The organism is Paraburkholderia caledonica NBRC 102488, assembly GCF_000685095.1.
Lineage (GTDB): Bacteria > Pseudomonadota > Gammaproteobacteria > Burkholderiales > Burkholderiaceae > Paraburkholderia > Paraburkholderia caledonica.
In genome coordinates this window covers 34069-60997 of the sequence record NZ_BAYE01000032.1, presented here as the reverse complement: position 1 = coordinate 60997, position 26929 = coordinate 34069, and the positions used below count along the sequence as shown (strand labels likewise).

At 63.5% G+C, this 26929-nt stretch carries 25 protein-coding genes; 12 read left to right on the top strand and 13 right to left on the bottom strand.

Annotated elements, in window-relative coordinates; translation table 11 throughout:
• Nucleotides 1-186 (bottom strand): citrate/2-methylcitrate synthase (locus tag BCA01S_RS31680; RefSeq protein ID WP_027780334.1); only part of this gene is annotated, 186 nt, incomplete at its 3' end.
• A gap of 221 nt (nucleotides 187-407) precedes the next feature.
• On the opposite strand from BCA01S_RS31680, the gene prpR reads away from it, so the two are divergent.
• Complete coding sequence (gene prpR / locus BCA01S_RS31670; RefSeq protein ID WP_027780333.1) at nucleotides 408-2423, top strand: propionate catabolism operon regulatory protein PrpR; 2016 nt, start codon at nucleotides 408-410, stop codon at nucleotides 2421-2423.
• Here the strand turns inward: prpR and BCA01S_RS31665 are convergent.
• From BCA01S_RS31665 to BCA01S_RS31615, 11 genes are all read right to left on the bottom strand, one after another.
• Nucleotides 2380-2790, bottom strand: a complete 411-nt coding sequence (locus BCA01S_RS31665) for a helix-turn-helix domain-containing protein (protein ID WP_027780332.1) — start codon at nucleotides 2788-2790, stop codon at nucleotides 2380-2382. The two genes, prpR and BCA01S_RS31665, sit on opposite strands and share 44 nt — an antisense overlap.
• The gene (locus tag BCA01S_RS31660; RefSeq protein ID WP_027780331.1) at nucleotides 2787-3956 is read right to left on the bottom strand and encodes an NAD(P)/FAD-dependent oxidoreductase; all 1170 of its coding nucleotides are present in this window, start codon (nucleotides 3954-3956) and stop codon (nucleotides 2787-2789) included. The genes BCA01S_RS31665 and BCA01S_RS31660 overlap by 4 nt, the downstream gene beginning before the upstream one ends.
• Nucleotides 3953-5332: an FAD/NAD(P)-dependent oxidoreductase gene (locus tag BCA01S_RS31655; protein ID WP_027780330.1), complete on the bottom strand. Its 1380-nt coding sequence runs from the start codon at nucleotides 5330-5332 to the stop codon at nucleotides 3953-3955. The genes BCA01S_RS31660 and BCA01S_RS31655 overlap by 4 nt, the downstream gene beginning before the upstream one ends.
• Entirely contained in the window at nucleotides 5317-5631 is a 315-nt protein-coding gene (locus BCA01S_RS31650; protein ID WP_027780329.1) for a (2Fe-2S)-binding protein, read from the bottom strand. Before BCA01S_RS31650 ends, BCA01S_RS31655 begins: the two co-directional genes overlap by 16 nt.
• On the bottom strand, nucleotides 5628-7472 hold the full coding sequence (locus tag BCA01S_RS31645) for an ABC transporter ATP-binding protein (RefSeq protein ID WP_027780328.1): 1845 nt from the start codon (nucleotides 7470-7472) through the stop codon (nucleotides 5628-5630). The genes BCA01S_RS31650 and BCA01S_RS31645 overlap by 4 nt, the downstream gene beginning before the upstream one ends.
• Entirely contained in the window at nucleotides 7472-8419 is a 948-nt protein-coding gene (locus BCA01S_RS31640) for an ABC transporter permease (RefSeq protein WP_027780327.1), read from the bottom strand. Before BCA01S_RS31640 ends, BCA01S_RS31645 begins: the two co-directional genes overlap by 1 nt.
• A complete protein-coding gene (locus BCA01S_RS31635; protein ID WP_020071316.1) occupies nucleotides 8416-9369 on the bottom strand; it encodes an ABC transporter permease in 954 nt (317 codons plus the stop codon). The genes BCA01S_RS31640 and BCA01S_RS31635 overlap by 4 nt, the downstream gene beginning before the upstream one ends.
• A gap of 144 nt (nucleotides 9370-9513) precedes the next feature.
• On the bottom strand, nucleotides 9514-11130 hold the full coding sequence (locus BCA01S_RS31630) for an ABC transporter substrate-binding protein (RefSeq protein WP_027780326.1): 1617 nt from the start codon (nucleotides 11128-11130) through the stop codon (nucleotides 9514-9516).
• A gap of 71 nt (nucleotides 11131-11201) precedes the next feature.
• Nucleotides 11202-12476: an NAD(P)/FAD-dependent oxidoreductase gene (locus BCA01S_RS31625; RefSeq protein ID WP_027780325.1), complete on the bottom strand. Its 1275-nt coding sequence runs from the start codon at nucleotides 12474-12476 to the stop codon at nucleotides 11202-11204.
• Between the two features lie 27 nt (nucleotides 12477-12503).
• Nucleotides 12504-13172, bottom strand: a complete 669-nt coding sequence (locus tag BCA01S_RS31620) for a haloacid dehalogenase type II (protein ID WP_027780324.1) — start codon at nucleotides 13170-13172, stop codon at nucleotides 12504-12506.
• A 232-nt stretch (nucleotides 13173-13404) separates the two neighbouring features.
• Nucleotides 13405-14898: an aldehyde dehydrogenase family protein gene (locus tag BCA01S_RS31615; protein WP_027780323.1), complete on the bottom strand. Its 1494-nt coding sequence runs from the start codon at nucleotides 14896-14898 to the stop codon at nucleotides 13405-13407.
• Nucleotides 14899-15177: 279 nt separating this feature from the next.
• Here BCA01S_RS31615 and BCA01S_RS31610 point away from each other — a divergent pair, with 279 nt between their 5' ends.
• The 4 genes from BCA01S_RS31610 to BCA01S_RS31595 all read left to right on the top strand — a co-directional run bounded on the left by BCA01S_RS31610 (nucleotide 15178) and on the right by BCA01S_RS31595 (nucleotide 19136).
• Nucleotides 15178-16044 carry a GNAT family N-acetyltransferase gene (locus BCA01S_RS31610; RefSeq protein ID WP_027780322.1) on the top strand — a complete coding sequence of 289 codons (867 nt, stop codon included), beginning with the start codon at nucleotides 15178-15180 and terminating at the stop codon, nucleotides 16042-16044.
• A gap of 6 nt (nucleotides 16045-16050) precedes the next feature.
• Complete coding sequence (locus BCA01S_RS31605; RefSeq protein WP_027780321.1) at nucleotides 16051-16977, top strand: 2-hydroxyacid dehydrogenase; 927 nt, start codon at nucleotides 16051-16053, stop codon at nucleotides 16975-16977.
• Between the two features lie 185 nt (nucleotides 16978-17162).
• Nucleotides 17163-18584 carry an aspartate aminotransferase family protein gene (locus BCA01S_RS31600; protein ID WP_027780320.1) on the top strand — a complete coding sequence of 474 codons (1422 nt, stop codon included), beginning with the start codon at nucleotides 17163-17165 and terminating at the stop codon, nucleotides 18582-18584.
• Between the two features lie 54 nt (nucleotides 18585-18638).
• Nucleotides 18639-19136, top strand: a complete 498-nt coding sequence (locus BCA01S_RS31595) for an Lrp/AsnC family transcriptional regulator (protein WP_020071324.1) — start codon at nucleotides 18639-18641, stop codon at nucleotides 19134-19136.
• A 6-nt stretch (nucleotides 19137-19142) separates the two neighbouring features.
• Here BCA01S_RS31595 and BCA01S_RS31590 read toward each other — a convergent pair whose 3' ends face one another.
• Nucleotides 19143-20066 carry a LysR substrate-binding domain-containing protein gene (locus BCA01S_RS31590; RefSeq protein WP_027780319.1) on the bottom strand — a complete coding sequence of 308 codons (924 nt, stop codon included), beginning with the start codon at nucleotides 20064-20066 and terminating at the stop codon, nucleotides 19143-19145.
• Between the two features lie 135 nt (nucleotides 20067-20201).
• On the opposite strand from BCA01S_RS31590, the gene BCA01S_RS31585 reads away from it, so the two are divergent.
• The 7 genes from BCA01S_RS31585 (at nucleotide 20202) to BCA01S_RS31550 (ending at nucleotide 26925) form a co-directional block, all read left to right on the top strand.
• A complete protein-coding gene (locus BCA01S_RS31585) occupies nucleotides 20202-21284 on the top strand; it encodes a tartrate dehydrogenase (protein ID WP_027780318.1) in 1083 nt (360 codons plus the stop codon).
• A 33-nt stretch (nucleotides 21285-21317) separates the two neighbouring features.
• A complete protein-coding gene (locus BCA01S_RS31580; protein ID WP_027780317.1) occupies nucleotides 21318-22307 on the top strand; it encodes a M14 family metallopeptidase in 990 nt (329 codons plus the stop codon).
• Between the two features lie 34 nt (nucleotides 22308-22341).
• Nucleotides 22342-22686 (top strand): cupin domain-containing protein, encoded by a 345-nt coding sequence (locus BCA01S_RS31575; RefSeq protein ID WP_027780316.1) that lies wholly within the window; start codon nucleotides 22342-22344, stop codon nucleotides 22684-22686.
• 348 nt (nucleotides 22687-23034) lie between these two features.
• Nucleotides 23035-24393, top strand: coding sequence for an MFS transporter (locus tag BCA01S_RS31565; protein WP_027780315.1), 1359 nt, complete (start codon nucleotides 23035-23037; stop codon nucleotides 24391-24393).
• Nucleotides 24394-24528: 135 nt separating this feature from the next.
• Complete coding sequence (locus BCA01S_RS35775) at nucleotides 24529-24747, top strand: hypothetical protein (RefSeq protein WP_042320070.1); 219 nt, start codon at nucleotides 24529-24531, stop codon at nucleotides 24745-24747.
• Between the two features lie 85 nt (nucleotides 24748-24832).
• Nucleotides 24833-25162, top strand: a complete 330-nt coding sequence (locus BCA01S_RS31555; RefSeq protein WP_027780314.1) for a hypothetical protein — start codon at nucleotides 24833-24835, stop codon at nucleotides 25160-25162.
• A 287-nt stretch (nucleotides 25163-25449) separates the two neighbouring features.
• Nucleotides 25450-26925: an NAD-dependent succinate-semialdehyde dehydrogenase gene (locus BCA01S_RS31550; RefSeq protein WP_027780313.1), complete on the top strand. Its 1476-nt coding sequence runs from the start codon at nucleotides 25450-25452 to the stop codon at nucleotides 26923-26925.
• Nucleotides 26926-26929: the final 4 nt, after the last annotated feature.

The window sequence follows — 26929 nt, the reverse complement described above, 5'->3', positions numbered from 1 at the left end:
GGCGATCTCTTCGAACTCGCAATTGCCCGCGATGTCGAGAATGTCGTAGCCGCGGTAATGCAGATCGTTGCCGGTCTTGCCGACCGTGCAGAGTGCCGTGTTGCCCGCGGTCACGCCGGACAGCGCGACGGATTTCTTCGGTTTGAATGCGCCCGCGTTCGGCGTGCTGTTGTCTGCTTCGCTCATCAGTCTGTCTCCAGTTGCGATGCTACGTTTTTGAACGGGTCGCTAAATGCAAAGATCGGGCCACGTGCCGCAGCGGGCGCTAAGTGCCTGTTTCGGCGGAAATCCCGCCTTCTGCGAAATGCCTGCGATTTCACTCATGAAATAGGCGAGTTTCATTTTTGAAATGGATGCGAGCATAATGTCCGCATCTAGCCAATCGGGAGCGCACCCGCGCCACTGCCGTGAGCACAGCCCCCTTCGACACCGTCCAGCGCCCGCGCATCTGGGCGCTCAGCATCAGCCGCCTGCGCGACCTGTTTTTCGACATCGCCGGCGAATATGTGGAGCGCGCCGACCTGCGCATCGTTGCGCAAGGTTTCGAAGACGCCGTTCGCGAAATCGAGGCTGCCGGCGCGTCGCGTCCTGATGTCGTCATCGCGGGCGGCTCGAACGGCGCATATCTGAAAACACGCGTCGCCGTGCCGGTCGTGATGATCACGCCAACGGGCTTCGACGTGATGCACGCGCTCGCGCGCGCTCGCCGCGACGGCTCGAAAGTCGCCTTGGTCACGCACGGCAATACGCCCGACGAGGTTCGCCGCTTCGTCGCCGCATTCGGGCTCGACGTGACGTTCGCCTCGCATCAGTCGGCGCAAGACGCGGAGAGCGTCGTGCTCGATCTACGCGATCGGGGCGTGGACGTGGTGGTCGGCCCAGGCCTCGTAACCGACCTGGCCGCGAACGCCGGCATGGGCGCTGTGTTTCTCTACTCACGCGCGTCGGTGCGCGCGGGTTTCGACACGGCGCTCGAAGTCGCGCAAGCCACGCGGCGCGAAACGATCCGCCGTCAACGGCTCGACAATCTGCTGCAACATTTGCGCGACGGCGTCGTCGCGCTCGACTCGCAAGGCCGCGTAGAAGCGATGAACCAGCGTCTTGCCGCCGTGCTCGGCATCGACCCGGCAAATGCAGTGGGCCGCGCGTTCCTCGACCTTGCGCCGGATCTCGCCGGCAGCCTGCCCGATTCGGACGGCGACGCGTTCTGCACGGTACGCGGCGCGAGCTATGTCGTGCATCGCGGGCCGCTTGCAACGAGCGGAGCGGCGGCGGGCACGGTGCTGACGTTCCAGGAATCGCGCGCGGTCGAGCGGCTCGACCGCACATTGCGCTCGCGTCAGCGTGTGCAGCAGTTCAGCGCGCGATATCGGCTCGAAGACATGATCGGCGCGTCGGCATCCATGCAACGGGTGCGCGCGCTCGTGCAGCGTTACGCAAGATCGGACGCCACCGTGTTGATTCTCGGCGAGAGCGGCACCGGCAAGGAGATGGTCGCGCAAAGCATGCATCACCTGAGCGCGCGGCGCGACTTCGCGTTCGTCGCCATTAATTGCGGCGCCTTTCCCGAGGCCTTGCTGGAAAGCGAACTGTTCGGCTACGAGGAAGGCGCGTTCACCGGCGCGCGCAAAGGCGGCAAGGCGGGGCTGATTGAAGTCGCGCATCGCGGCACGCTGTTTCTCGATGAAATCGGGGAAATGCCGCTCTCGTTGCAAAGCCGCTTGCTGCGCGTGCTGCAGGAGCGGGAAGTCGTGCGGCTCGGTTCGACGGAGCCTACGCGCGTCGACATTCGTGTCGTCGCGGCGACGCACCGTGCGTTGACCGCGGGCATCGAAGCCGGCACTTTCCGCGCCGATCTGTATTACCGGCTCAACATTCTCAGCATCGCGCTGCCGCCGCTACGCGAGCGTCCAACGGACCTGATTCCGCTCGCCGTCGAGTTGTTATTGCAAGCCGCAGCGCGTGAGCCGAGGCTCGCCGCGCGTCTGCCCGACGCCGCCGCTGCTGAACGCGTTCTTGCCGCGCTCGCGGAGCCGTTACAGCGCTACGCGTGGCCCGGCAATGTGCGGGAATTGCAGAATGTTGTCGAGCGCATCGCGGTCGAGCTTGCCGAGATGGAGACTGAGACGCACGTGGACCTGCACGCGGACGCCGGCGCACACACCAAGCCGGGCGGGAACGGCACAATTGCGCAACCGCTCATTACACGCGACATGCTGCGCACCATCGCGCCCGAGGTTGTAGAGCCGCACCACACGCGCTCAAAGAAAGCCGCGCTCACGTTGCGCGAACGCAGCCGTCATGTGGAAGCCGACGAGATTCGTGCCGCCCTTGCCGCGCACGACGGCGACCGCGACGCCGTTTGCGACGCGCTCGGCATCAGCAAGACGACCTTATGGCGGAAGCTGAACGCACCGCGCTAGCTTTCGCGCTCACGTTGCACTGCTTGCCCGCACTGCCAGTATTGGCCGTCGCGCGTTGAATGAACATGCTGGGCGTCATGCCGCAGCATCGTTTGAAGTGTCGGCCAAAATGGCTTTGGTCGAAGAAACCGACCTCGGTGGCGACCACCGAGCCAGGCACGCCTTCAAGCAGCATCGTCTGGGCACGCTGAATCCGCACGCCGCACAGATAGCGATACGGCGAAGAACCGTATTGCTGCCGGAACACCGTCGCGAAGCGCGACACGCTGAGCGCGGACAGTGCCGCGAGTTGCGCGAGCGTCACCGGCTCGTTGAAATGAGCTTCGATGAAGGCCCGCGCGGCATTGAGGCTGATGGACTGTTTCATGACGTCACGATGCTCGAGCGAGGCGCCGGTTCTTTTGCGAAACGCTGAATGGCGAACTTGTCCAGTGGAATCGGCGTGCTGCCCGTATCGACAAGTTCCGCCATCGTCTCGCCGACACCCGGGCCAATCTGAAACCCGGCGCCGTTGAAGCCGAATGCATAGAAAAGACCGTCGACCTTGCTACTCGGACCGATCACCGGTTCGCCGTCAGGCAGATAACTTTCGACGCCGCTCCACACACGAATCACATGCAACGGCGCGAGCGCGGGGACGAGCCGCCGCATCTGCGCGAGCTGACGCACCGTGTTCTGAGGCAGGACCGACGCGCGGCTCGTCACCGGATCGGCCGGCCCGGCAGGACCGCCGCCAACGATGATATTGCCGCGCGGAATCTGCCGGAAGTAGATGCCTTCCTGCTTGATGGACGTGAACACGCCCATCGACGATTTGAACACGTAGGGCACCGGCTCCGTCACGCACATTTGCGGGCCGCTCACCGTAAGCGGGGCACCCTCGCCGAACTGTTCGGTAAGACGCGTCGCCCAGGCGCCCGCACAAATGACCAGTTGCGCGGCGCGGTATACGTCGCCCTGCGCGCTTTCCACTCGAAAGCGGTCGCCATCTTTTTCGACGCGCACGATCTCCGTGTTCTCGATCACCTGCGCGCCGAGCCGCGCCGCCGCGCGTCCGAATGCGGGTGCGGCCAGTCGCGGATTCGCATGGCCGTCGAGCGGCGAGATGGACGCAGCCAGCACTTCGCGTCCAAGAAACGGAAAGCGCCGGAACATCGCTTCGCCGTGCAGCACTTCGAGCTCCAGCCCGTGAGCGCGCGCGTCGATCGCGTACTGATCGAAATTCTCGACACCTTTCTGGTGATAGCACACGCGCGTATGGCCGACCGGCAGATACTCGACATCGTCGCCGAGCAATTCAACCGAGCGCTGCCAGGTACGCAACGCGCGGTTGGCCATCGCCAGTTGCGGCAATGCGCGGCCTTGGCGCCGAATGCCGCCAAAGTTCACACCGCTCGCCTGCTGCCCCGTCAGACCGCGTTCCAGCAGAATCACCGAGCGATTGCGCCGGCTCAGGAAGAACGTCGTCGTGGTGCCCATGATGCCGCCGCCGATCACGATGACGTCCGCTTCGTTGCGAATGGCCGCGCTCATTGCGTCACCTCCTCGGTGAGTGCGACAGGCAGCGGCTTGACCGGCGCCTGGCCGCGCAACCGTCCCACCGACGACAATGGCACGCAAGCGGCCGCCGCAATGATCTCCGCGCCCGCGTGAGCGCAATAGCGCCCCTGGCAGCGCCCCATGCCGACGCGCGAAAACGCCTTTGCGCGATTGGCCTCCCGCGCGCCCGCCTCGCATACGACGCGACGCAACTCGCCCGCAGTAATCGCTTCGCAGCGGCAAACAATGGTCTCGTCCGGCAGCGTTGCAGCAAACTTCGCCGGCCACGGAAACGCTTCGCGCAAGCCCGCGGCAAAGCGTGAGAAGCGCGCCAGTTCAGCGCGCAAGCCTTCCATGTCTTTCCTGCCTCCCGTCTGCATGCCGTGGTCGTACATGACGGCGAGCGCCGCGAGGCGGCCGGAACGTTCCGCTGCGTCCGCGCCGCGCACGCGCGCGCCATCGCCCGCGAGATAGACACCCTTGACGCTACTGCGGCCGTCGTTGTCCACTTGCGCGAGCCACTGCTGCGCTTCGTCGTCGAAGACGAAGCGGCAACCGGCCAGATCCGCGAGTTGTGTTTCCGGGCGCAAGTGATAGCCGAGCGCGACCGCATCGCACGCGAACTCGATCCGCTTGCCGCCCGGCAGCGCCGCTTCCACAGCGCTCACGCCCGTTTGCGGGGAACCTTTGATCTCCAGAGGCTGCACGCCGCGAAAAACCGGCACGCGCGCTTTCGACAACACGCGCGTCAACGCAATGCCCTTCTTGAGCGCGGCGGGAATCGCGAGCAAGCGCGGCAACGCGGCGATGCGCTGCATGAAGGTCGACGTGTCGAGCACTGCCGCGATCTGCGCACCCGCCTTCACATATTGCGCAGACACGAGATACAGCAGAGGCCCGCTGCCCATCATGACGATGCGCGAGCCGATTGCGCAGCCTTGCGATTTCAGCGCGACCTGCGCGCCGCCAAGGCTATATGTGCCCGCCTGATGCCAGCCTTTGACGGGCATGAGCCGATCGGTCGCGCCGCTGCAAATGATCAGCGCGTCGAATGGCAGCGTGCCGTAACGTGTGCCGCTCACTGTGTGCACCGCATTCGCCGAGATATTCCATACGAGCGTTTCAGACAGATAGTCGAGCCTGCTCCTCAGCGAATCGAAGCTCTGGTGCAACGAAGCGGCGCGCTCCGCCTCCGTGCCATAAAGCGTGTCATAGCTGCGGGAGAAGCCTTCCGGCTGACGCCGGTATATCTGTCCGCCGTCGCGCCGGCCTTCGTCGATAACGGTTGGACGCAGCCCGGCTTCGACAAGCGCCTCAGCGGCACGCACCCCCGCCGGTCCCGCGCCGATAACGATCACACGCGGGGCCATACGCCCTCCCCGGCTTCGGCGAGTTTCGTCACGATCGACATGCCGGGCGCCGCCGGCGTGCTGCATGCGCGCACACGCTCGCCTTGCGCGGTCCACACCCAGCAGTCCTGACACGCGCCCATCAGACAGAAGCCGGCGCGGCGGCCATCGCCGAATTCGGAATCGCGCAACGTGCTTCCGCTCGTGAGCAACGCGACCATCAGCGTGTCGCCTTCGGCGGCTTCGCGTAGCACACCGTCGACGGTAATCGGGAAGGTCTTGCGACCGGTTTCCGCGAGCCGCACAAATCGCTGCTTCATGCCGGGATCGTCTCCAGGGTTTGCAAACGGCTTAGCTCGGCCGCCGAATGGTGGCAAAGAATCTCTGCGCCGGAAGGAAGTTTCTTGAGTGACGGCGCGGTCATATTGCACATACCGTCGATTCGCACGGGGCAGCGTGACCGGAACGAACAGAGTTCGGGCACGTCGGCGCTCTCGCCCATCGCGGGCAATGCGCAAGCAGCCACGTGACGGCGCGCGTCGAGCCAGCCGGGCCTCAGTTCGGGCACCGAATCCACGAGCAACTCCGTGTACGGGTGATACGGCGGCGCGGCGAGCACGTCGCGCTGTCCTGCTTCGACGCGCTGGCCCGCGTACAACACGATCACTTCGTCGCAAATCGCGCGCACGGTGGAAATGTCGTGGCTGATGAACATGTAGGACACGCCAAGCTCGCGCCGCAATTCGGCGAGCAGATCGAGAATCGCCGCGCCGACCACCGTGTCGAGCGCGGAGGTCACTTCGTCGCAGAGAATCAACGCGGGATCGGCGGCGAGCGCGCGCGCCAGATTGACGCGCTGCTTCTGGCCGCCGGACAAACCGGCAGGCGTGCGAGTCGCGATGGAAGCCGGCAGCTTCACCAGATCGAGCAGCGCGAGCATGCGTTTTTTTGCAGCAGCGCCACGCAGATGGTGATAGAACGCGAGCGGCCGGCCCAGGATGTCCGCAATCGAATGGCTCGGATTCAGCGCGGTGTCCGCGTTCTGGAACACGATCTGGATTTGCCGGTACTGCTCGGGGGTGCGCCGCGACAGTTGCGCCGGCAACGGCTCGCCATTGAACAGCACGTCGCCGCGTGCGCGGTCGACGAGACCCGCGACCACGCGCGCGAGCGTCGTCTTGCCCGAGCCGGACTCGCCGATCACACCCAGCGCGCTACCGCGGGCAATGGTAAGACTCACGTCGTCGAGCACCCGCACGGCGGGCACGCCGGAACGGTCGATGCGGCCATAACCCGCAGACAGTCCGCGGATTTCCAGCAGCGGCGCGACGCGCTTTGCTTCTTCTGGCGGTGTGTCGAATGACGCTTCGGGGCGGCGCGTCGCGGCGAGCAACTGGCGCGTATAGGCGTCGACGGGCGCGTCGAGCACCTGGGCGACCGCGCCGTTCTCCTTGACCGCACCACCATTCAGCACGACGATGCGATCGGCCATCTGCGCGACCACGGCAAGATCGTGCGACACATACACAGCAGTCGTGCCGAGTTCGCGCACCACTTTCTTGAAGGCGGCGAGCACTTCGATTTGCGTAGTGACGTCGAGCGCGGTAGTCGGTTCGTCGAACACGACGACCGCCGGATCGGTAATCAACGCCATCGCGGCCATCAAGCGCTGCAATTGCCCGCCGGACACCTGATGCGGATAGCGTTCGCCGATGGTCTCCGGCGCAGGCAATGCGAGCGCGCGAAAGAGCCCGATTGCCTTGGTGCGCGCGGCGTCTTTGGTCATCAACTGATGCAGCAGCGCAGGCTCGGTGACCTGATCCATGATCGTGCGCGCCGGATTGAAGCCGGCCGCCGCGCTCTGCGCGACATACGCGACGGTGCGCGCGCGCAACGCGCGGCGTCCCCGGGCGTCGAGCGACAGCACGTCGACGTCGCCGATCCGCACCGAGCCGCCGCTGATCGAGCAGCCCGCGCGAGCATAGCCGAGCAGCGACAGCGCAATGGTCGTCTTACCCGAGCCGGACTCGCCGATCAGCGCGAGCACCTCGCCCTTCGCCACCGAAAAGTCGACGCCTTTGACGATCTCCGTCATCGGCCCGTGCGCCGCGCCCGCGACGACACGCAGCCCCTTCACTTCAATCATGTGCCGGTCGGCCATCATGCGTCTCCGTGGCTACGGCTGCGACGCCGCAAGTTGTCGATCAGCAGATTCATGCCGATGGTTAGCGTGGCAATCGCCACCGCCGGCATCAGCACTGCGGGCGCGCCTTCCGACAAGCCGCCGATGTTCTCGCGCACGAGCGAACCCCAGTCCGCGTTAGGCGGCTGCACGCCGAGGCCGAGGAAGCTCAGGCCGCTCAACAGCAGCACGATGAACACGAAGCGCAGCCCGAAATCCGCGAGCATCGGATGGATCATGTTCGGCAGCACCTCGACGCGCGCGATATACAGCAGGCCTTCGCCCCGCGCGCGGGCCACCTGCACGTATTCCAGGCCCATCAGGTTCAACGCGAGCGAACGCGAGATTCGAAACGCGCCTGGAATGTATGCGAGCGCGGCAACCGTGGTGAGCATCGTGATCGACGATCCGAACGCCGCGATCACGACGAGCGCGAGCACCTTGCTCGGAATCGAAATCAGCGCATCGAACAGGCGGCTCAGCACTTCATCCAGCCATTTGCCCGACACTGCCGCGAGCAGACCGAAGAACGTGCCGATTACGCTCGCGAGCAACGCGGCCGCGAGCGCGAGGCCCACCGTATAGCGCGCGCCGTACAGGATGCGGCTCAGCATGTCGCGGCCGAGATAATCCGTGCCGAGCGGATAGGCTGCGCTATAGCGGCCGAAGATTTCCGTCGACGTCAGCGCGCCGCCTTTGTATGGCGCGACCAGCGGTCCGACGAAAGCGACCAGCAGCCAGAACAGGACCATGAGCAGGCCAAGCAGGCCGAGCACCGAAAAGCGCTGCACGAGGCGTTGCAACACGTTGTGCTTCGTGCCCGCCACTTCGACGGGTGGCGTCCCGGCGACGGGTTCATCGCGGCTGACGTCGTGTAGCTCGGTGCCGGCGTGAGGAACGTGGGGATTGTTGGGTCGGCTCATCATCGACGCAGCCTCGGGTTGGATACGATCTGACACAGATCCGCGATCAGCACGAGCGCCAGATACGCGGCGCAAAACACCATCACGCAGCCTTGCACGAGCGGCATGTCGCGATTCGTCACGGCGTCGACCATCAGGCTCGCAAGGCCCGGATAATTGAAGATCGACTCGACGATCACCACGCCGCCGAACAGATACGAAAGGCTCAGCGCAACCGCATTGGCAATCGGCCCAATGGTGTTCGGCAGCACATGCCGCAACACCACGCGGCCCGGCGACGCGCCCTTGAGCAACGCCATTTCCACATACGACGAGTTGAGCTGATCGAGCACCGCGGCGCGCGTCATGCGTGCCATCTGCGCGACAATCACGCAGCACAGCGTCATGACCGGCATCGCGTAGATGCGCAGCAGCGCGCCGAACGAATTCACCTCGGACAGGTACGACAGCGCGGGCAGCCAGCGCAGCTTCACGGCGAAAATCAGCACCGCGACCGTCGCGACGAGAAACTCGGGAACGGCCACAGTCGACAGCGTCAGCACATTGAGCGCACGGTCGAGCAGCGAGCCGCGAAACATCGCCGACGCGATGCCGATTACCAGCGCGACCGGCACCGACACCACCGCGGTCAAGCCGGCGAGCACGAGCGAGTTCGGCAGGCGCGTCGCGATCAACTGGCTAACGGGCAGATTGTTCGACAACGACGTGCCGAAGTTGCCGGTCACGATATGAAGGAGCCACTCGAAGTAGCGTTGCAGCGCGGGCTGATCGAGCCCGAACTGATGCCGCAGGGCGGCGACGGCCTCCGGCGTGGCCGCCTGGCCGAGCGCCTGTTGCGCGGCGTCGCCGGGAAGCAGCCCCGTGACGCCGAACACGATTGCCGAGACCAGCAGGAGCGTGAGCAGCGCGAGGCCGAGGCGCGCGGCAATGAGTCGTTGCGCGTGTGCTTTCATTGAAAGTCGCCTCCTTTTTTGCAGCATGCGCGCCGCGTCGCAACGGCTAGCCGGTGCACGTTTGGCGCGTATGACGCGCATTGCGCGTATTGCGTATCGCGGGGGAAACGGCGTTCCGGTTCATCGAACCGGAACGCCTTTACATTACGCCTCTAGCCAGACGTTTTCAGCAAATGCAAAACCCATCAGCCCTGCAAGCGGAATCGAGCCGAGGCCCTTGAGCTTGCTCGTATAGGCGTCGAGCGAACTCTGGAACAGCGGAATGCCGATGCCGCCGTTTTCATGCACGAGCACCTGGATGTCGCCGTAGATCTGCTTGCGCTTGGCGTCGTCCGGTTCACCACGCGCCGCAACCAGCAACTGGTCGAACTTCGCACTCTTCCAGTTCGCCTCGTTCCATGGCGCATCCGACTTGAAGAACTGCGTGAGCAGCACATCGGCGCTCGGGCGCGCGTTGACGGACCCGTACCCGAGCGGATGCTTCATCCAGTGATTCGACCAGTAGCCGTCCGCCGGCACGCGCGTTACCTGCAGGTTCAAGCCCGCTTGCGGCCCGACCTGCTGAAGCAACATTGCCATTTCGACCGAACCTTCAGCCGCCGGCGAAGCGAAAATCTGGATCGGCGTGCTGCCGACCTTCGCCTTCTGGAAGTGATACTTCGCCTTGTCCAGATCGAATTTGCGTTGCGGCAAACCGGCCAGGTAGTACTTGTTGGTCGGATCGATCGGCTGGTCGTTGCCGATCGCGCCGTAGCCCTGAAAGATCGCGCGGCGAATCTGCTCACGATCCTGCAGGTACATCATGCCTCGCCGAAAATCGTCGGTGCCGGTAATGCCGCCTTCGTCGCGAACGATCAGGTCCGTGTACTGGCCGGTTTTCGTTTCGAGCACGGAGAAGCCGCCCGTGCTCTTGATGCGCGGCGCCGAGCGCGGGCTGACCGCGTTGATCAACTGCACGTCGCCGGAAAGCAGCGCGTTCACGCGTGCCGATTCGTCGCCGATGCCAATCAGCTCGACCTCGTCAAGATGTGGCAGGCCCGGCTTCCAGTATTTCTCGTTCTTCACGCCGACGGTGCGAACGCCCGGCGAGAATTCCTTGACCTTGAACGGACCGGTGCCGACAGCCGTCTTGAAGTCCTTGGTGCCGTCCTTGATGATGAGGAAGTGGGACGTCGCGAGGATCACCGGCAAGTCGGCGTTCGCGCCTTCGAGGGTGATCGTCACTTCGTCCGGACCCGTGGCCTTCACTTCCTTGATCTGATCGGCGAGCGTCTTGGCCTTCGACGCTGTCGCCGGGTCCTTATGGCGCATGATCGAATAAACGACGTCGGCGGGCGCGAGCGACTTGCCGTCGTGAAACTGCACGCCGCTGCGCAGCTTGACGACCCACACGGTCGCGTCTTTCGTATCGAGCGACGTGGCGAGTGCCATCTTCGCGCCGAGATGCGAGTCGAGTTCGGTCAAGCCGTTGTAGAACATGTTGCAACGAACGTAGTCGGTGGCGAGCGCCCCCTTCGCGGGGTCGAGCGTGTCAGCCGCGGACGCCGACTGTGTCGCCACGCGAATCTTGCCGCCCTGCCTGGGCGCCGCCTGCGCGAGTGCAGCGCCGCTTGCGCTCAGCAGCCCGGCGCCCGTCATCGACATCATCCCGGCCGCGGCCATCGCGCGCAGCACATCGCGTCGCGAGGCGCCCCGGGCTGTCAATTGCTCCAACCCGTTACCGAGGTCATAAGCGCCATGTTTCGAGTTTTCCTTATCCATCGAACTTCTCCGCAAGGGTGGGCAGTTGTGATGACTGCGTGGGGCTCAATAACAAACACAAGAACAGGACTTCAATAAAAGATGTCTTTGATACGGTAGTACGTCCCCACGAGCGGCAGGAACCAGGGCTTGCCGGTGTGGCCCGGTATCGCGGCCCATTCCGACTCGCCCCACGGGTTGCGGTCTTCGCGGCCGTCCATAACGTCCGCCATCACCTGCCCCATGTGTGTGGACATCTGCGTGCCGTGGCCGCTGTAACCCATCGAAAAATAAATGCCGTCGTGTTGCCCGGCGTGCGGGAGACGGTCGGCGCTGATGTCCACCAGACCGCCCCAGCAATAGTCGATGCGCGCACTCGACAGCATCGGAAACATCGCGGCCATACCTTGTTGCAGGATGCGCCCGCTCTTCGCATCGGACGGACGTTCCGACGCCGTGAAACGCGCGCGTCCGCCGAACAGCAGACGCGAGTCGGGCGTCACGCGGAAGTAGTTGTGCATCAGGCGCGTGGTCGTATAAGCGCGCCGGTTCGGCAACACCTTCGCCAACAGTTCGGGCGGCAAAGGCTCGGTGACCACGATGAACGACCCGACCGGAGCAAGACGCCGCCGATACCAGCCGAACGGTCCATGGCGCGACGGGCCGGTTGCGATCAACACCTGCTTCGCGCGCACTTCGCCGCGCGTGGTGACGACGCGATGAGCGCCGCCGTCTTTCACAATCGACGTGACCGCCGCGTTTTCATACAGCTTCGCACCGCGACGAACCGCAGCCTCGGCGAGCCCGACCGTGAACTTGCCCATATGCATCTGACCGCCGTGACGCTGCAGCAATCCGCCATGAAAGCTGTCGGACTGAACCTCGCTGCGAATACGGTCTACGTCGATCAGTTCAATGTCGGTATCTACCGTGCGGCGAATCAGATCGGCGGTCTTCTCCAGATGCGCGAGATGATGCGGCTTCGACGCAAGCTTCAGCTTGCCGGTCGCCAAGTAGTCGCAGTCGATCTGCTCTTCGCGGATCAAACGCTCCACCGTGTCGACGGCATCGGCAAAGGCGCGGTAACACGCGCTGGCGCGCTCGATACCGAGTTGCGCGGCGAGCGCGACGAAGTCTTGCGCGACGCCCGTATTCACCTGTCCGCCGTTGCGGCCGGATGCACCGCCGCCAATGCGCCCAGCGTCCACCACCGTTACCGACGCGCCGCGCTTACCCAGCGCCAGCGCCGCCGACAAGCCGGTGAAACCCGCGCCGATCACCACCACGTCGGCGAGGCCGTCGACCGGGCCTTCGCACGCCGTGGCGAACGGCGGCGCGGTGTCGAGCCAATAGGATTCGAGCTTCATCCGGTGTGTCCCTTGTTCGGCAGATGCTTACAGGCCGAGTTCGGCGGCCAGCCCCGGAATGCCGTCGACTTCGTAGTACTGGTAGTACGGCGTCGACGGTTCATGACCACGGTTGATGAACGCCTTATGCTTGACGCCCATGTCGTGCACGGTCATGAGGTCGTAGCGCAGGCTAGACGACACGTGCAACACGTCTTCCGGATTGCAGTTGAGCTTGTCGAACATGTACTCGAAGCCTTGCATGCGCGGCTTGTACGATTGCGCCTGCTCTGCCGTGAACACTGCATGGAACGGCGCGCCGAGCTTGTCGACGTTGCTCTGGATCTGGTCATTCGACGCGTTCGACAGAATCACGAGCTTGTACTTCTTTGCAAGGCGTGACAGACCTTCGGGCACGTCCGGATGCGGACCCCACGTCGGCACTGCTTCATAGATCTTCTGCGCACCGGCTTCATTGAATTCGACATTCATGCGCGCGCACGCACGGCGCAGCGCATTCACCACGACATCGCGATACGGCTTCCATGCGCCCAGCACTTCGTCGCGGCGATAGCCGGCGTAGAACGCGACCAGCTTTTCGAGGTCGTCGGCCTTCAGAATGTGGCCGTACAGCTCGCGGGTCATGTCGGCCATGCGGAATTTGGTCAGCGTGCCGTAGCAGTCGAAGGTAATGTATTTCGGTTCGAATTCGATCATGGTGCAGTCCTATCGTGATAGTGAACTCGCGTCGAGCTCATTGGCGAAAACAGGGAAAGCTCATTCCTGTAAAAGATTTAATCAGCGCAAAAACATAGATGTTCCTGATTCGCGCGCTGCTTGTGACACAAACCATTCGTTTTGAGGCCGTTGCGCAGCACAGTCTGCGGTTACCGGCTGGAAGCCTTGCCAGGCTTGGCTCGCGTGGGCCGAGCGTGCACGCCGGCGCCCGTCATTGCCGCAGATCGATCAGCACGCTCTTGAAGCGCAGGTTGGCCTCGTAAGCCTGGCGTCCCAGATCCTTGCCGATGCCCGAACGCTTGTAGCCGCCCGTCGGGATCATGAAGTCGGACGTGCGGCCATACCGGTTAACCCACACGGTGCCCGCTTCGAGCCCGCGCACGAAACGCAGCGCCCGGCCGAGGTCGGCGGTATGCACGCCGGCCGCGAGCCCGTATTCCGGATGCTGCGCGAGCGCGAGCGCTTCTTCTTCGGTGTCGAAGGTTTGCAGCGTGAGCACCGGGCCGAATACTTCTTCGCGCACGGCATCGGAGCTGGCGGTGACATCGGTCAGCAAGGTCGGCGTGTAGAACGCGCCGGAAGACGCGCCGCCAGCCTGGGCACGCACGCCGCCGTAGCGCAGCGTTGCGCCCGCGTCGACCGTGCGGCCCACGATGCTTTCAATGCGCGCCGCCTGCGGCTCGGAGATGATCGGCGAGAGCGTCGTGCCCGCGGCCCAGGTCGCACCCGGTTTCAATTCGGCGAAGATTTTGCCGATACGCTCGGCAAGCGGTTCGGCGAGGCTGCGCTCGACGAGCAGCCGCGAACCGGCCACGCACACCTGCCCCGCGTTGCCGGTAATCGCGCCGGCGATACGGCGTGCCACGTCGTCAAGGCGCGGCGCATCGGCGAATACGATTTGCGGACTCTTGCCGCCCAGTTCGAGGGTGACGGGCTTAGTGCCGCTCATCGCGCACGCCGACATGATCGACGCGCCAGTGCGAGTCGAGCCGGTGAACGTGACCTTGCTGATTTTCGGATGACGCACCAGCTCGTCGCCGGTCGTGCGTCCGTCGCCCTGCACCACATTGAACATGCCCGCCGGCACGCCCGCCTGCACGGCCAGCTCGGCGAGGCGCAGCACCGAGAACGGTGTCATTTCCGATGGTTTCAACACGACGGCATTACCCGCGGCAAGCGCTGGCGCGATCTTCCACGAAGCCATCACGAGCGGGAAATTCCACGGCGCGATTGCGCCGATCACGCCGTATGGCTCGGCGATCGTCATGCCGAGATGATCGTGGTCGGTAGCCGCGACATCGCCGCCAAGCTTGTCGGCGAACTCCGCGTAAAAGCGGATGCCTTCCGCGGTGAAGGGCACGTCCCACGACACAGCTTGCGCGACCGGACGGGTCGAGCCGAGCGCTTCAAGGCGGCCAAGCGCGGGCGCGTCGGCTTCGACCAGATCGGCAAAACGGCGCATGATTTTCGCGCGCTCACGCGGCGCCATGCGCGCCCAGCCGCTGGTGCGAAACGCCTGCCACGCGTTCTCTACCGCGCGGTCCACCATGTCCGCATCGGCCACCGGCACGCTCGCGTAGACCACGCCGTCCGACGGCCGCACTACGTCCATGCGGCGCGCGCCGTGCTGCCCGCCTTCCACGTACTCGCCGCCGATGAAATGGCCGCTGCGAATGGCGACATCGTCCGGATTGAAGCTGTCCATGAGAAAGGGTCCTGAGTGTTGACTGGATAAAAACGCCTGCGATGCGTTGGTAGCAGGTCATCGCAATGACAAAATCGTAGAGCCGCGCGCCCGGCATATGTCGCCGACAAAATTCGCCGCGCAGCAGAACCCGCCTGTAATGCATGTCCAGACCTGGTGTTTTGCATCGAATTGCAATGCGGCCCTCTGAAGCGCGTTACATAGAAAGATCGTCCTAGTCACACCGCGCCCCGGATGACAAAGTGACGCGTAAGCCTTTAGCCATTCAGGGAGTGCGGCGTGCCCGATTCGATTACCTATAGACGCTTTACCCTCGACGACATAGACGCCGCTCATGCGTTGACGGTCGCACTCAAATGGCCGCATCGCGCGGATGACTGGAGATTCGTCGTGCAACTCGGCGTGGGTTTCGTCGCGGAAGACGCGAGCGGCGTGATCGGCACGGCGCTCTGCTGGAAGTACGGAGCGGACCGTGCGTCGCTCGGCATGGTGATCGTGTCGCCGGCGCAGCAAGGACGCGGCATCGGCAGAAAGCTGATGGAGCTTCTGCTCGAAGAGCTCGGCGGCCGGATCACGTTCCTGCACGCAACCCCCGCCGGTCAGCCGCTTTACGAAAAGCTCGGCTTCCGCGCGGCCGGCACGCTCGACCAGCATCAGGGCGCGGCATTTCAGCCGCCGCTCGTGTCGTTGCCGCCCGGCGAGCGTCTGCGTCCGTTAGGTTCAAGCGACACCGCGCGGCTCGTGGAACTGGCTTCGCAGGCAAGCGGCCTCGATCGCAGCGAGGTCCTGCCCGCGCTGCTCGAGAACGCCGACGGCATTGCGCTCGACCGCGACGGCGAACTCGTCGGCTTCGCGCTCTTTCGCCGCTTCGGACGCGGCTTTGCGATCGGCCCGGTGGTCGCGCCTCTTTCCGGCGATGCGAGCCGCGCGAAGGCGCTCATCAGCCACTGGCTCGCGCTCAATGAGGGCGTGTTCGTGCGCGTCGATACTCCGGGCGATAGCGGTCTGACCGAATGGCTGGAACAGCTTGGCCTGCCGCGCGTGGACACCGTCGTCAGAATGGTGCGCAACGCAGCGCCGGAAAGCGTGGCGGCCAAGGCGACAGGTTGCGTGCAGTACGGCATCGTCAATCAGGCAATTTTCTGACCCGTCATGGCCTTCCTCTATAAAGCAGACCCGGCGCGCGGGGCGCAATGGGCGAAACTCTTCGCCGAAAAGGCGCCCGACCTACCGTTTCATATCTGGCCCGATCACGGCGATCCGGCTGCGATTCGCTATCTCGCCGCCTGGCAGCCGCCTGCCAATCCCACGCTCACGTTTCCCAATCTGGAAGTCGTGTTTTCAGTGGGCGCGGGTATCGATCAATTCGATCTGTCGGGCGTGCCGGCGCATGTGCCGGTCGTGCGGATGATCGAACCGGGGATCGTGGAAGGAATGGTGGAATACGTCGCACAGGCCGCGCTGACGATTCATCGCGATCTGTTCGACTACGGTCTTCAGCAACAACAGCAAGTGTGGCGCGAATTGCCGCTGAAGCCGGCTGCGCAACGGCGCATCGGCGTACTCGGACTGGGCGTGCTCGGCACCGCGGTTCTGGAACGGCTGCGGCTTTTTGGTTTTGCGTGCGCGGGCTGGAGCCGCTCGTCGCGTGAGATTGAAGGCGTCGAATGTTATGCGGGCGAAGGCTCGCTCGACGCGTTCCTCGCGCGCACCGACATACTCGTTTGCCTGTTGCCGCTCACGTCCGCCACGCGCGGGCTGCTCGACGCGAGCCTGTTTGCCAGGCTGCCGCGCGGCGCATCGCTGATTCAAACCGGGCGCGGCCCGCAACTGAACCAGCCCGATTTGCTCGCAGCACTCGACAGCGGCCAACTCCTCAACGCGATTCTCGACGTGACGGATCCCGAGCCTTTGCCGGCCGGCCATCCGTTGTGGACGCATCCACGCGTGCGGATCACGCCGCATATCGCCAGCGCCACGCGGCCCGATACCGCCGTCGACGTGGTGCTCGACAACCTGCGCCGTCATCGCGAAGGTCTGCCGATGCTCGGTCAGATCGACCGTACGCGCGGCTATTAAGCGGCACACATGTCATCGAATACATGCCCAACGGCACTTTTCAACGTCCGCAGCACAAAATGCTAAGGGCATGCATCAAAACGCGGCGCGCGCGCTTTTCAGGCAATTGTTTAGGCAAGCGGGCAATCGCCCCGGATCAGTAGTATGGAACCGTCAACAGCCCTTTCCCGCGACGAGAACCCACCATGCCGATTCAATCGCTCATTGAAGCCGACCGCCAGCATCTGATTCACCCTGTCATCAACTATCGTGCGCACGAAGCTCGCGGCGTCACGGTTCTCGAATCCGCCAGCGGCGCGTTTCTGCGCGACGCGGCCGGAAATGAACTGCTCGACGCCTTCTCCGGCTTGTGGTGCGTGAACGTGGGCTACGGCCAGCAGAGCATTGTCGAAGCCGCCACCGCGCAAATGAAAAAGCTGCCCTACGCGACCAGCTATTTCCATTTCGGCTCTGAGCCTGCCATCGAACTCGCGCAGAAACTGGCGAGCGTGGCACCGGCGTCGCTGCAACATGTGTACTTCACACTCGGCGGCTCGGACGCGGTCGACTCGGCAATCCGCTTCATCACGCATTACTTCAACGCGACGGGCCGCCCGTCGAAGAAGCACATCATCGCGTTGCAACGCGGCTATCACGGGTCGTCCAGCATGGGCGCCGGGCTCACTGCATTGCCCGCGTTCCACCGCAATTTCGATCTGCCGTTGCCGAACCAGCATCACCTGCCGTCACCGTATGCATATCGCAGCAATTTCGCCGACGACGCCGCGCTGATCGCCGCCTCGGTCGCCGCGCTCGAAGCGAAGGTCGTGGAACTCGGCGCGGACAATGTCGCCGCGTTCTTCTGCGAGCCGATTCAAGGCTCGGGTGGCGTGATCGTGCCGCCGGTCGGCTGGCTGAAGGCGATGCGCGAAAGCTGCCGCAAGTTGGGCATTCTGTTCCTGGCGGATGAAGTGATCACGGGCTTCGGCCGCACGGGGCCGCTCTTCGCATGCCAGGGCGAGAACGTCGAGCCGGACCTGATGACCGTCGCGAAGGGTTTGACCGCCGGTTACGCGCCGATGGGCGCCGTGCTGATGTCTGACGAAATCTATCAAGGCATTGCCGATGGCGACGCCGAAGCGATTGTCGGCCACGGTCACACGTATTCCGCGCATCCGGTCAGCGCGGCAATCGGTCTCGAAGTGCTGCGGCTTTATCACGAGGGCGGGCTGCTTGCGAACGGCGCAGCGCGCGCACCGCGTTTTGCGCGCGGTCTCGACGCGTTGCTCGAGCATCCTCTGGTGGGCGACTCGCGTCACCGCGGCTTGCTCGGCGCGCTCGAACTCGTCACCGACAAGGACAGCAAGGCGCAATTCGACCCGGCACTCAAGCTGTCGGAGCGCATTGCCGCCGCGGCGTATGAAAACCGCCTGATTTTCCGCGCGTTCGGCGACAACATTCTCGGCTTTGCACCGGCGCTCTCGTACACCGAATCGGACTTCGACATGATGTTCGAGCGGCTCGAAAAAACCCTGGACGACGTGCTCGCGCAACCCGACGTCCGGGCCGCGCTAAGCGGCAAAAACGCGGCTAACAACCAGGTCAAAAGTACTGCCGCTGCATGCTAGAGTAGAGGGCGCCTTAAGCCCCTTTACCCCAACCGCCGGAGCTACAACGTTACGATGAGCAGCGATTGCAAGCTGGACCGTATTGACCTGCGCATACTTTCGCAGTTGCAGAAGAAAGGCCGCATAACCAACGTCGAGCTTGCCGATGCGGTTGGCCTTTCGCCCAGCCCCTGCCTGATTCGCGTCAAGCGCCTGGAGAAAGCCGGCTACATCATCGGCTATGGTGCGCAAATCCAGCTCGAAAAGCTGGGCGACGTGCAGATCGTTTTCACCGAAGTCACGCTCGCCGATCACCGGCGTGAAGACTTCACCAAGTTCGTGAATGCGATTCGCGACGTCGATGAGATCGTGGAGTGCCATCTCGCAAGCGGCGGCTACGATTACCTGCTCAAGTTCGTCACGCGCAGCGTGAGCCATTACCAAAGCATTATTGAAGGCTTACTGGAACGCGACATCGGCATCGAGAAGTACTTCAGCTACGTGATCATCAAGTCGCCGTTCGTGAAGAGCCACTATCCGCTCGAAACGTTGTTCTCGCAGAATCATCATTAGGCAAAGTCAGGCGCTGTGATCCGGCGGGCTCCACTGGGCGAACTCCTCGCTGAGGAAGTCCACGCAGACCCGCACTTTCGCCGACTGCGCGAGCCGCGCCGGATACACCGCCCACAAGTTCGCAGGCTGCGTCACCTCCGGCAACACCTGCTGCAACTGCCCGCTTTCCAGCAGCGGCCGCACGTCCCACATCGAACGCAGCACGATGCCTCGTCCGGCCAGCGCCCATTGCACCGCCACCTCGCCATGATTGGTCGACAACGGTCCCGTGACCTTGATCGACACCGCTTCGCCGCGCACGGTCAAGCGCCACAATCCGAACGGATGATCGCGCTCCTTGATCGCGAGACACGCATGCGACGACAGATCGGCTAGCTGACGCGGCGCGCCCTGCCGCGCGAGGTAGTCGGGCGACGCGCATAGCACGCGATGATTGGACGCAAGCCGCCGCGCGATCAGATGCGGCGCGATGTCGTCGCCAATACGAATGTCCAGATCGAAGCCCTCGCCGGCCACATCGACGAGCCGGTCGAACAGGTCGAGGCGCACGCTCAACTGCGGATAACGCTCGGAAAACCCCGCAAGCGCGGGTGCAACGAAGCGCCGGCCGAAACCGAAGCTGCTCGAAATACGCAACTTGCCGCCAGGAATACGGCGCGTGGTCGAAACGTCTTCCACCAGCTGATCGACGTCGTCGAGAATTTTCTCGGCCCACGTATAGACACGCTCGCCGGCTTCCGTGATCGCCACGCGCCGCGTGGACCGGTGCAACAAACGCGTGCCGAGCGTAGTCTCCAGCACATTGATCCGCTTGCTCACATAAGCTGCGGACACGGACAACGCCTCCGCCGCCGCGCTGAAACTGGCTTTGCGCGCGACTTCGCAAAACACGCGCAAATCGCCGAGATCGGGTGACGGGGCGGCGTTCATAGGTCGCTCACTGGCGTAGAGGTTTGTACACGATTCGTGCACAGTGGCTTAACTAAAGCGATCATTTTAGAGCCAAACTGCAGGAATAGAATAACCGTTATCGAATCAGTACTAGCCCTAATGGAGGAGCACAACATGTCGAAAAAATATCGGATCGCTGTCATTCCCGGCGACGGCATCGGCGTCGAAGTCATGCCCGAAGCGCTTCGCGTGCTCGACACGGTGAAAGCGCGCTTTGGCATCGAACTCGAGTATCAGCACATCGAATGGGCGAGCTGCGACTACTACGCCAAGCACGGCCAGATGATGCCCGACGACTGGAAGGCGCAACTGCAATCGGCGGACGCGATTCTGTTCGGCGCGGTGGGTTGGCCCGACACGGTGCCCGACCATATTTCGCTGTGGGGCTCGCTGCTCAAGTTCCGCCGCGAATTCGACCAGTACATCAACCTGCGCCCGGCGCGTCTTTTCGCCGGCGTGCCGTCGCCGCTCGCGGGGCGCAAGGCCGGCGACATCGATTTCTGGATCGTGCGTGAAAACACCGAAGGCGAGTATTCGTCGGTAGGCGGCGTGATGTTCGAAGGCACGGAGCGCGAGTTCGTACTGCAGGAATCGGTATTCACGCGGCACGGCAGCGAACGCGTGTTGAAGTTCGCGTTCGATCTCGCGCAACGCCGCGAGCGCAAGAAGATCACCGTCGCGACAAAGAGCAACGGTATCGCGATCAGCATGCCGTGGTGGGACAAATGCGCGGCCGGCATTGCGGCGCAGTACCCGGACGTTACGTGGGACAAGCAGCACATCGACATTCTCTGCGCGCGCTTCGTGTTGAACCCGGATCGCTTCGACGTGGTGGTGGCCACCAATCTGTTCGGCGACATCCTGTCCGATCTCGGTCCCGCATGCACCGGCACGATTGGGCTCGCGCCGTCGGGCAATCTGAATCCGGACCGCAAGTTTCCTTCGCTGTTCGAGCCGGTGCATGGCTCGGCGCCGGACATCGCCGGCAAGAACATCGCCAATCCGATCGCGATGATCTGGTCCGCCGCGATGATGCTCGACTTCCTCGGCAATCACGAGGGCAAGGAGCGTGAGGCGCACGACGCGATTCTGGCTGCGATCGAAGCGACACTGGTTGAAGGCCCGCATACCGGCGACCTTGGCGGTAAGGCGAACACCACCGAAGTCGGTCAGGCCATTGCCGCGAAACTCGGCTGAAGCTCACTAATCTTTTCGCCAGGACACTCTCGCATGAGCATGGAAACCTATCCCATCGAGGTCGAGTTCCCCGACATCTCGGCACACGAACAATCGCCGTCGGGCATTGCATACGTTCATACGTTCGACTCCGGCGTGCCCGGCCCGCACGTCATGATCAACGCGCTCACGCACGGCAACGAAGTGTGCGGCGCGATTGTCGTAGACGACCTGCTGCGCCGCGCGTTGCGCCCGCGCCGCGGGCGCCTCACGCTCGCGTTCGCGAACGTCGCGGCTTACCTGAGCTTCGATCCCGCGAAGCCGGACGCCGCCCGGTTCGTCGATCAGGATTTCAACCGCGTCTGGACCGCCGCCATCCTCGACGATGTGTCGCGAACCTCCAGCGAACTAACGCGCGCCCGGGCGATGCGGCCGGTTATCGACAGCGTCGACCTGTTGCTCGACCTGCACTCGATGCACGAGAAGAGCAAGCCGCTGATCGTGGCCGGGCCGCTGCAAAAAGGCATCGATCTCGCCACGCGACTCGGCACACCGGCCACCGTGATTTGTGACGAAGGCCATCCGGAAGGCCGCCGCATGCGCGACTATGAAGGCTTTGGCGATGCAGCCAGCCCGAAGAACGCGCTGCTGATCGAATGCGGGCAGCACTGGGAACAGACTGCCGTGGCAGTGGCGCGCGACACGACTGCGCGTTTCCTGCTGCTCGCCGGTGTGGTCGACGAGAGCGATCTGCCGCCCGACTGGCTCGCGCCGTTGCCGCCTGTGCAGCACATCGTGCGCGTAACGGAACCGGTCGTCGCAACGAGCATGGACTTTCGTTTCGCCGGGCCGTACACCGGACTCGAAATCTTCCCTGAAGCCGGCGCTGTCATCGGCTGGTCCAACGGCGAAGCCGTCACCACGCCTTACGACAACTGCATGCTCGTCATGCCTTCGCTGCGCCAACTGCGCCCCGGCGTGACGGTCGTGCGCCTCGGCAAGATCGAACAGACCATTGCCAACACTTCAACCAGCGGCCAGTGAGCGGGCGCGTGCATTTATATAAGGCAACTAAGCCATGAAGGTTCAACAAATCAAACAAAGCGTGAATCTGCAGGATCTGGAGGACTGGGGCACGGCTGGACTGCCCGGCACCACGCCGATCCGCGTCTCGGGCGTGCAACGGGTGATCAAAGGAACGGAAACCATCGACACGGGCATCTTCGAATGCTCGGCCGGCACTTACCGCCGCTCGGTCAAGCAGGCCGAAGTAATGCACATCATCGCCGGGCATGGGCGCTTTACGCCCGACAACGAGGAGACGGTCCACTTCGCAAGCGGCGACACGCTGTTTTTCGAAGCTAATACCGAAGGTCTTTGGGAAGTGGACGAGACTATGCGCAAGGTCTACGTGATCCTCTGATCGACTCTTCCAGTTGCTACCCCGTCGCGCTCACACGCGCCGCGGCCCCCGCGCTATTCTCTGCTTCCTCACCGCCCTTCCTTTCGACGTGCCCGGCCACAGTGTCGGGTAATCCCGCGTTGACCTGCCGTTATCAAATTACTTACAGTGGCGCTTGTTCGCAGAAAGAATCGTAGTTCTATATACGAACAAATAAATTGATAGCGACGGCAACCCTGTCCGCATACCATGCATGGATGAAGCCGGCAGAGTCGCAGGCGCAGGCATTGCGCGCCGCCAAACGGCGCGCGATCGTAAGGTAAGACAAGGCTCGCTGCGACGAGCCTTTTTGCAGTCAGGAGACGCATCATGAATCGCAGCAACGCGGTGAACGTTCAGACCTTCCTCAACGAACATCCATTTTCACCGTTCCAGTGGCTGGTCTTTTTCATGTGTTTCGTGATCGTCCTGCTGGACGGTTTCGACACGGCCGCCATCGGTTTCATTGCGCCGTCGCTACTCGCGGAATGGGGCATTGCGAAACCGGCGCTCGCACCCGTACTGAGCGCGGCGCTGTTCGGCCTTGCATGCGGCGCGCTGGTGTCGGGGCCGTTGTCCGACCGGCTCGGACGGCGGGGAATGCTGCTGGGGTCGGTGCTGCTGTTCGGCGCCGCCTGCCTCGGTTCGGCGTTTTCGACGAGCATCGAATATCTGACGGTGCTGCGCTTCATCACCGGCGTCGGCCTCGGCGCGGCCATGCCGAACGCCGTCACGATGATGGGCGAGTACTGCCCGGACAGCCGCCGCGCGACCGTGATCAATCTGATGTTTTGTGGCTTCCCGCTCGGCGCGGCATTCGGCGGCTTCCTCGCCGCGTGGATGATTCCGCATTTCGGCTGGCGCAGCGTGCTGATGCTCGGCGGTATCGCCCCGCTTCTCCTGCTCGTCCTGCTGGTGATCAAGATGCCGGAGTCGGTTCGCTACATGGTCGCCAACAATCAGCCGGTTGCGCGCATTCGCGCCGCTCTGTCGCGCATTTCGAGCGAAGCCGCGCAGGCGGACTCGTTCATGATGACGGAGACCGCGCCGCAAACGGGCGGCAAGGGCGCGGGTGTAGTGCTGTCGCGCGCGTACATCGTCGGCTCGCTGATGCTGTGGATCACGTACTTCATGGGCCTCGTAATCTTTTACGCGTCGATCAACTGGATGCCGATTCTGCTGAAGGACGCCGGCCTCACGCCGCAACGCGCGACGCTGATTTCCGCGCTATTCCCGCTCGGCGGCGTAGGCGCGGTTGTGTGCGGCGTGCTGATGGATCGCTTCAACGCGAACCGCATCATCGCGGCCTGCTATGCGTTGACCGCCGTGAGCGTGTATTTCATCGGCCAGGCGGTGGGCAATGTCGGCGCGCTCGTGTTTATCGTGTTCGTTGCAGGGGTGCTGATGAATACCGCGCAATCGTCGATGCCCGCACTCGCTGCCGCTTTCTACCCGACGCAAGGCCGCGGCACGGGCGTCGCGTGGATGCTTGGCATTGGACGCTTCGGCGGCATTGCCGGTTCGTTCCTCGTGGCGGAACTCGCGCGCCGTCACTTCACGTTCGCCGGCATCTTCGCAACGATCGCCGTAGCCGGCGTGATCGCATGCATCGCGCTGCTGATCAAGCAGGCGGCGCGGCCGCATGTGGCGAATGCATCGGTGCCTAAAGCGGAGTCGTTCGGACACTGAGCGCATCGCACGGAAGTGCGTTGCTGATCCAGACAAGCCGCCTTTCGAGGCGGCTTTTTCATTTGAAGCCGCAACCTGCGCTGCCGGGTTCGGGGATTGCTCAAGTGATGCTGACCATTTTTTGGAGCACACGACATGCACCTCGATTCTCTTGCCGGCTCTCTTGCCGGCTCTCTTGCCTATTCGCTGCCCGTTCGCCATGTTCCAGTTATCGGCATGGCGGCGCAATTCGATCCACCGGCCGGAGAAAACGACGACGACCTGGATGACGAGCTCGACGAAACGGGCGCGGTCACCAACAGGAGCAACGGCAAAACAGGCACCGACACCGAAGCCGAGCCCGACAAGAAGTAAACGCCCACAGCGACGAATCGACGCGGGCAGCAAGGCTTCGCTACCGCGTAAACTGCGGCCTTTGCGCCCAACAGGATTCGTCGTCATGAAACGCGTGGTGATATCGGCATTGCTTGCGGGATGCCTTGCTCAAACGGCCGTCCAGGCCGTAGCACAAACGGTCAGCAATCAGTGCTTTGCGATTGGCGACATCGCCGGCCAGGTCGCTTCGTGGCGCGCGCACAAGAAGACCAAAGCGCAGGCGCTCGATCAGGCCGCAAAGTACTATCGCGACGATGCAGACCGCCAGACGTTTGCTGCCATCATCGAGAAAATCTATGCGCCGAACGCGCCGCGCATGACGCCGGATCAGGCCAGCATGGCGTTCACGTCCGACTGCGCGACGGCGCGCAACGAGCAGGCGTTAGCGCGCTAACGCCTGCGACCGTCAATGCTGCCCGGGCGGTCGCCGGAACTTGTCGTGCGCGCGTCGGCAGTCCGTGTCGTAGGCGCCAACTCCCCAGTGCAATCAGCAGAATATGCTGTAGGCGCCCGAAAAAAACAATGCGCACACCGCGGGCCGCTTTTTGAGGCGATTCATTGATTGCCGGACGCGCGTAGCATCGGCTTATGGAACGAGATTCGCGCCGCTCTACACCCGCTGCGCGCTTACAGAAACCGTACGCCCGAAACTGTGAAAATGGCAATCCAAGGAGCAACGCAATGTCTCTCGCATTGACGCGCAATGAACTGATTCGCCCGCTGAATTTCATCGGCGGAAAATGGATCGCCGCCGCGGACGGCGCGCGCTTTCCCGTCACTAATCCCGCGACCGGCGACACCATCGTCGAAGTGGCGAACAGCAGTGCCGCAGACGCACGCGCCGCCACCGACGCTGCGGCCAGCGCGTTGCCCGCATGGCGCGGTAAGCTGCCGCGCGAACGTGCTGAGATTCTGCGCCGCTGGCACGCGCTCATCGTTGAGAACACCGAAGACCTCGCCAAGCTGATGTCGACGGAACAAGGCAAGCCTCTGGCGGAAAGCCGCGGCGAAGTCGCGTATGGCGCGTCATACGTCGCGTGGTTCGCAGACGAGGCGACGCGCATCTACGGCGATATCATTCCGCAACAGCAGCGCGGCAAACGCATGAGCGCAGTGAAGGAAGCCATCGGCATCGTGGCCGCGATCACGCCGTGGAATTTCCCGCTCGCAATGATCGCCCGCAAGATCGCGCCGGCCCTCGCGGCTGGTTGCACGGTGGTCGCCAAGCCCGCCGAAGACACGCCGCTCACCGCACTGGCACTCGCTGCCCTCGCACAGGAAGCCGGCGTGCCCGACGGTGTGCTGAACATGCTGTCCGCTTCGCGCGACCAGGGCATCGAAGCGGTGGCCGATTGGCTCGCGGATGCTCGCGTCCGCAAAATCACGTTCACCGGTTCGACGCCGGTCGGCAAGCATCTTGCGCGCGAGTCCGCCGCCACGTTGAAAAAGCTCTCGCTCGAATTGGGCGGCAATGCGCCTTTCATCGTATTCGACGACGCCGACCTCGACGCCGCCGTCACCGGTCTGATCGCAGCGAAGTTCCGCAATGGCGGGCAAACCTGCGTGTGCCCGAATCGCGTGTATGTGCAAGCCGGGGTCTATGAGCGTTTCGCCGATCTGCTCGCGAAACGCGTGGCGGCCCTGAAGGTTGCACCTGCAACGGACGCGAGCGCGCAGATCGGCCCGATGATCAACGAACGCGCAATCGACAAGATCGCGCGTCATGTGGAAGACGCCGTAAAACAAGGCGCGAAAGTGTTGACCGGCGGCAAACGCCTAACGGAGCTGGGCCCGAACTACTATGCGCCGACTGTGCTGACCGACGCGAAAGACGGCATGCTGGTGTGCTGCGAAGAAACCTTCGGACCAGTTGCGCCGCTGTTCCGCTTCAGCGACGAAGGCGAAGCGGTGCGTCTCGCGAACGACACGCCGTTCGGCCTCGCCGCTTACTTCTTTACGCAGGATGTGCGGCGTATCGACCGTGTCGCCGCTCGACTGGAAGCAGGCGTAATCGGTATCAACGAAGGCGCGGTGTCGAGCGAAGCGGCGCCGTTTGGAGGCGTGAAAGAATCGGGCTATGGCCGCGAAGGCTCGAAGTACGGACTCGACGATTATCTGTCGATCAAGTACCTGTGCCAGGGCGGCTTCGACCAGTAAGCAA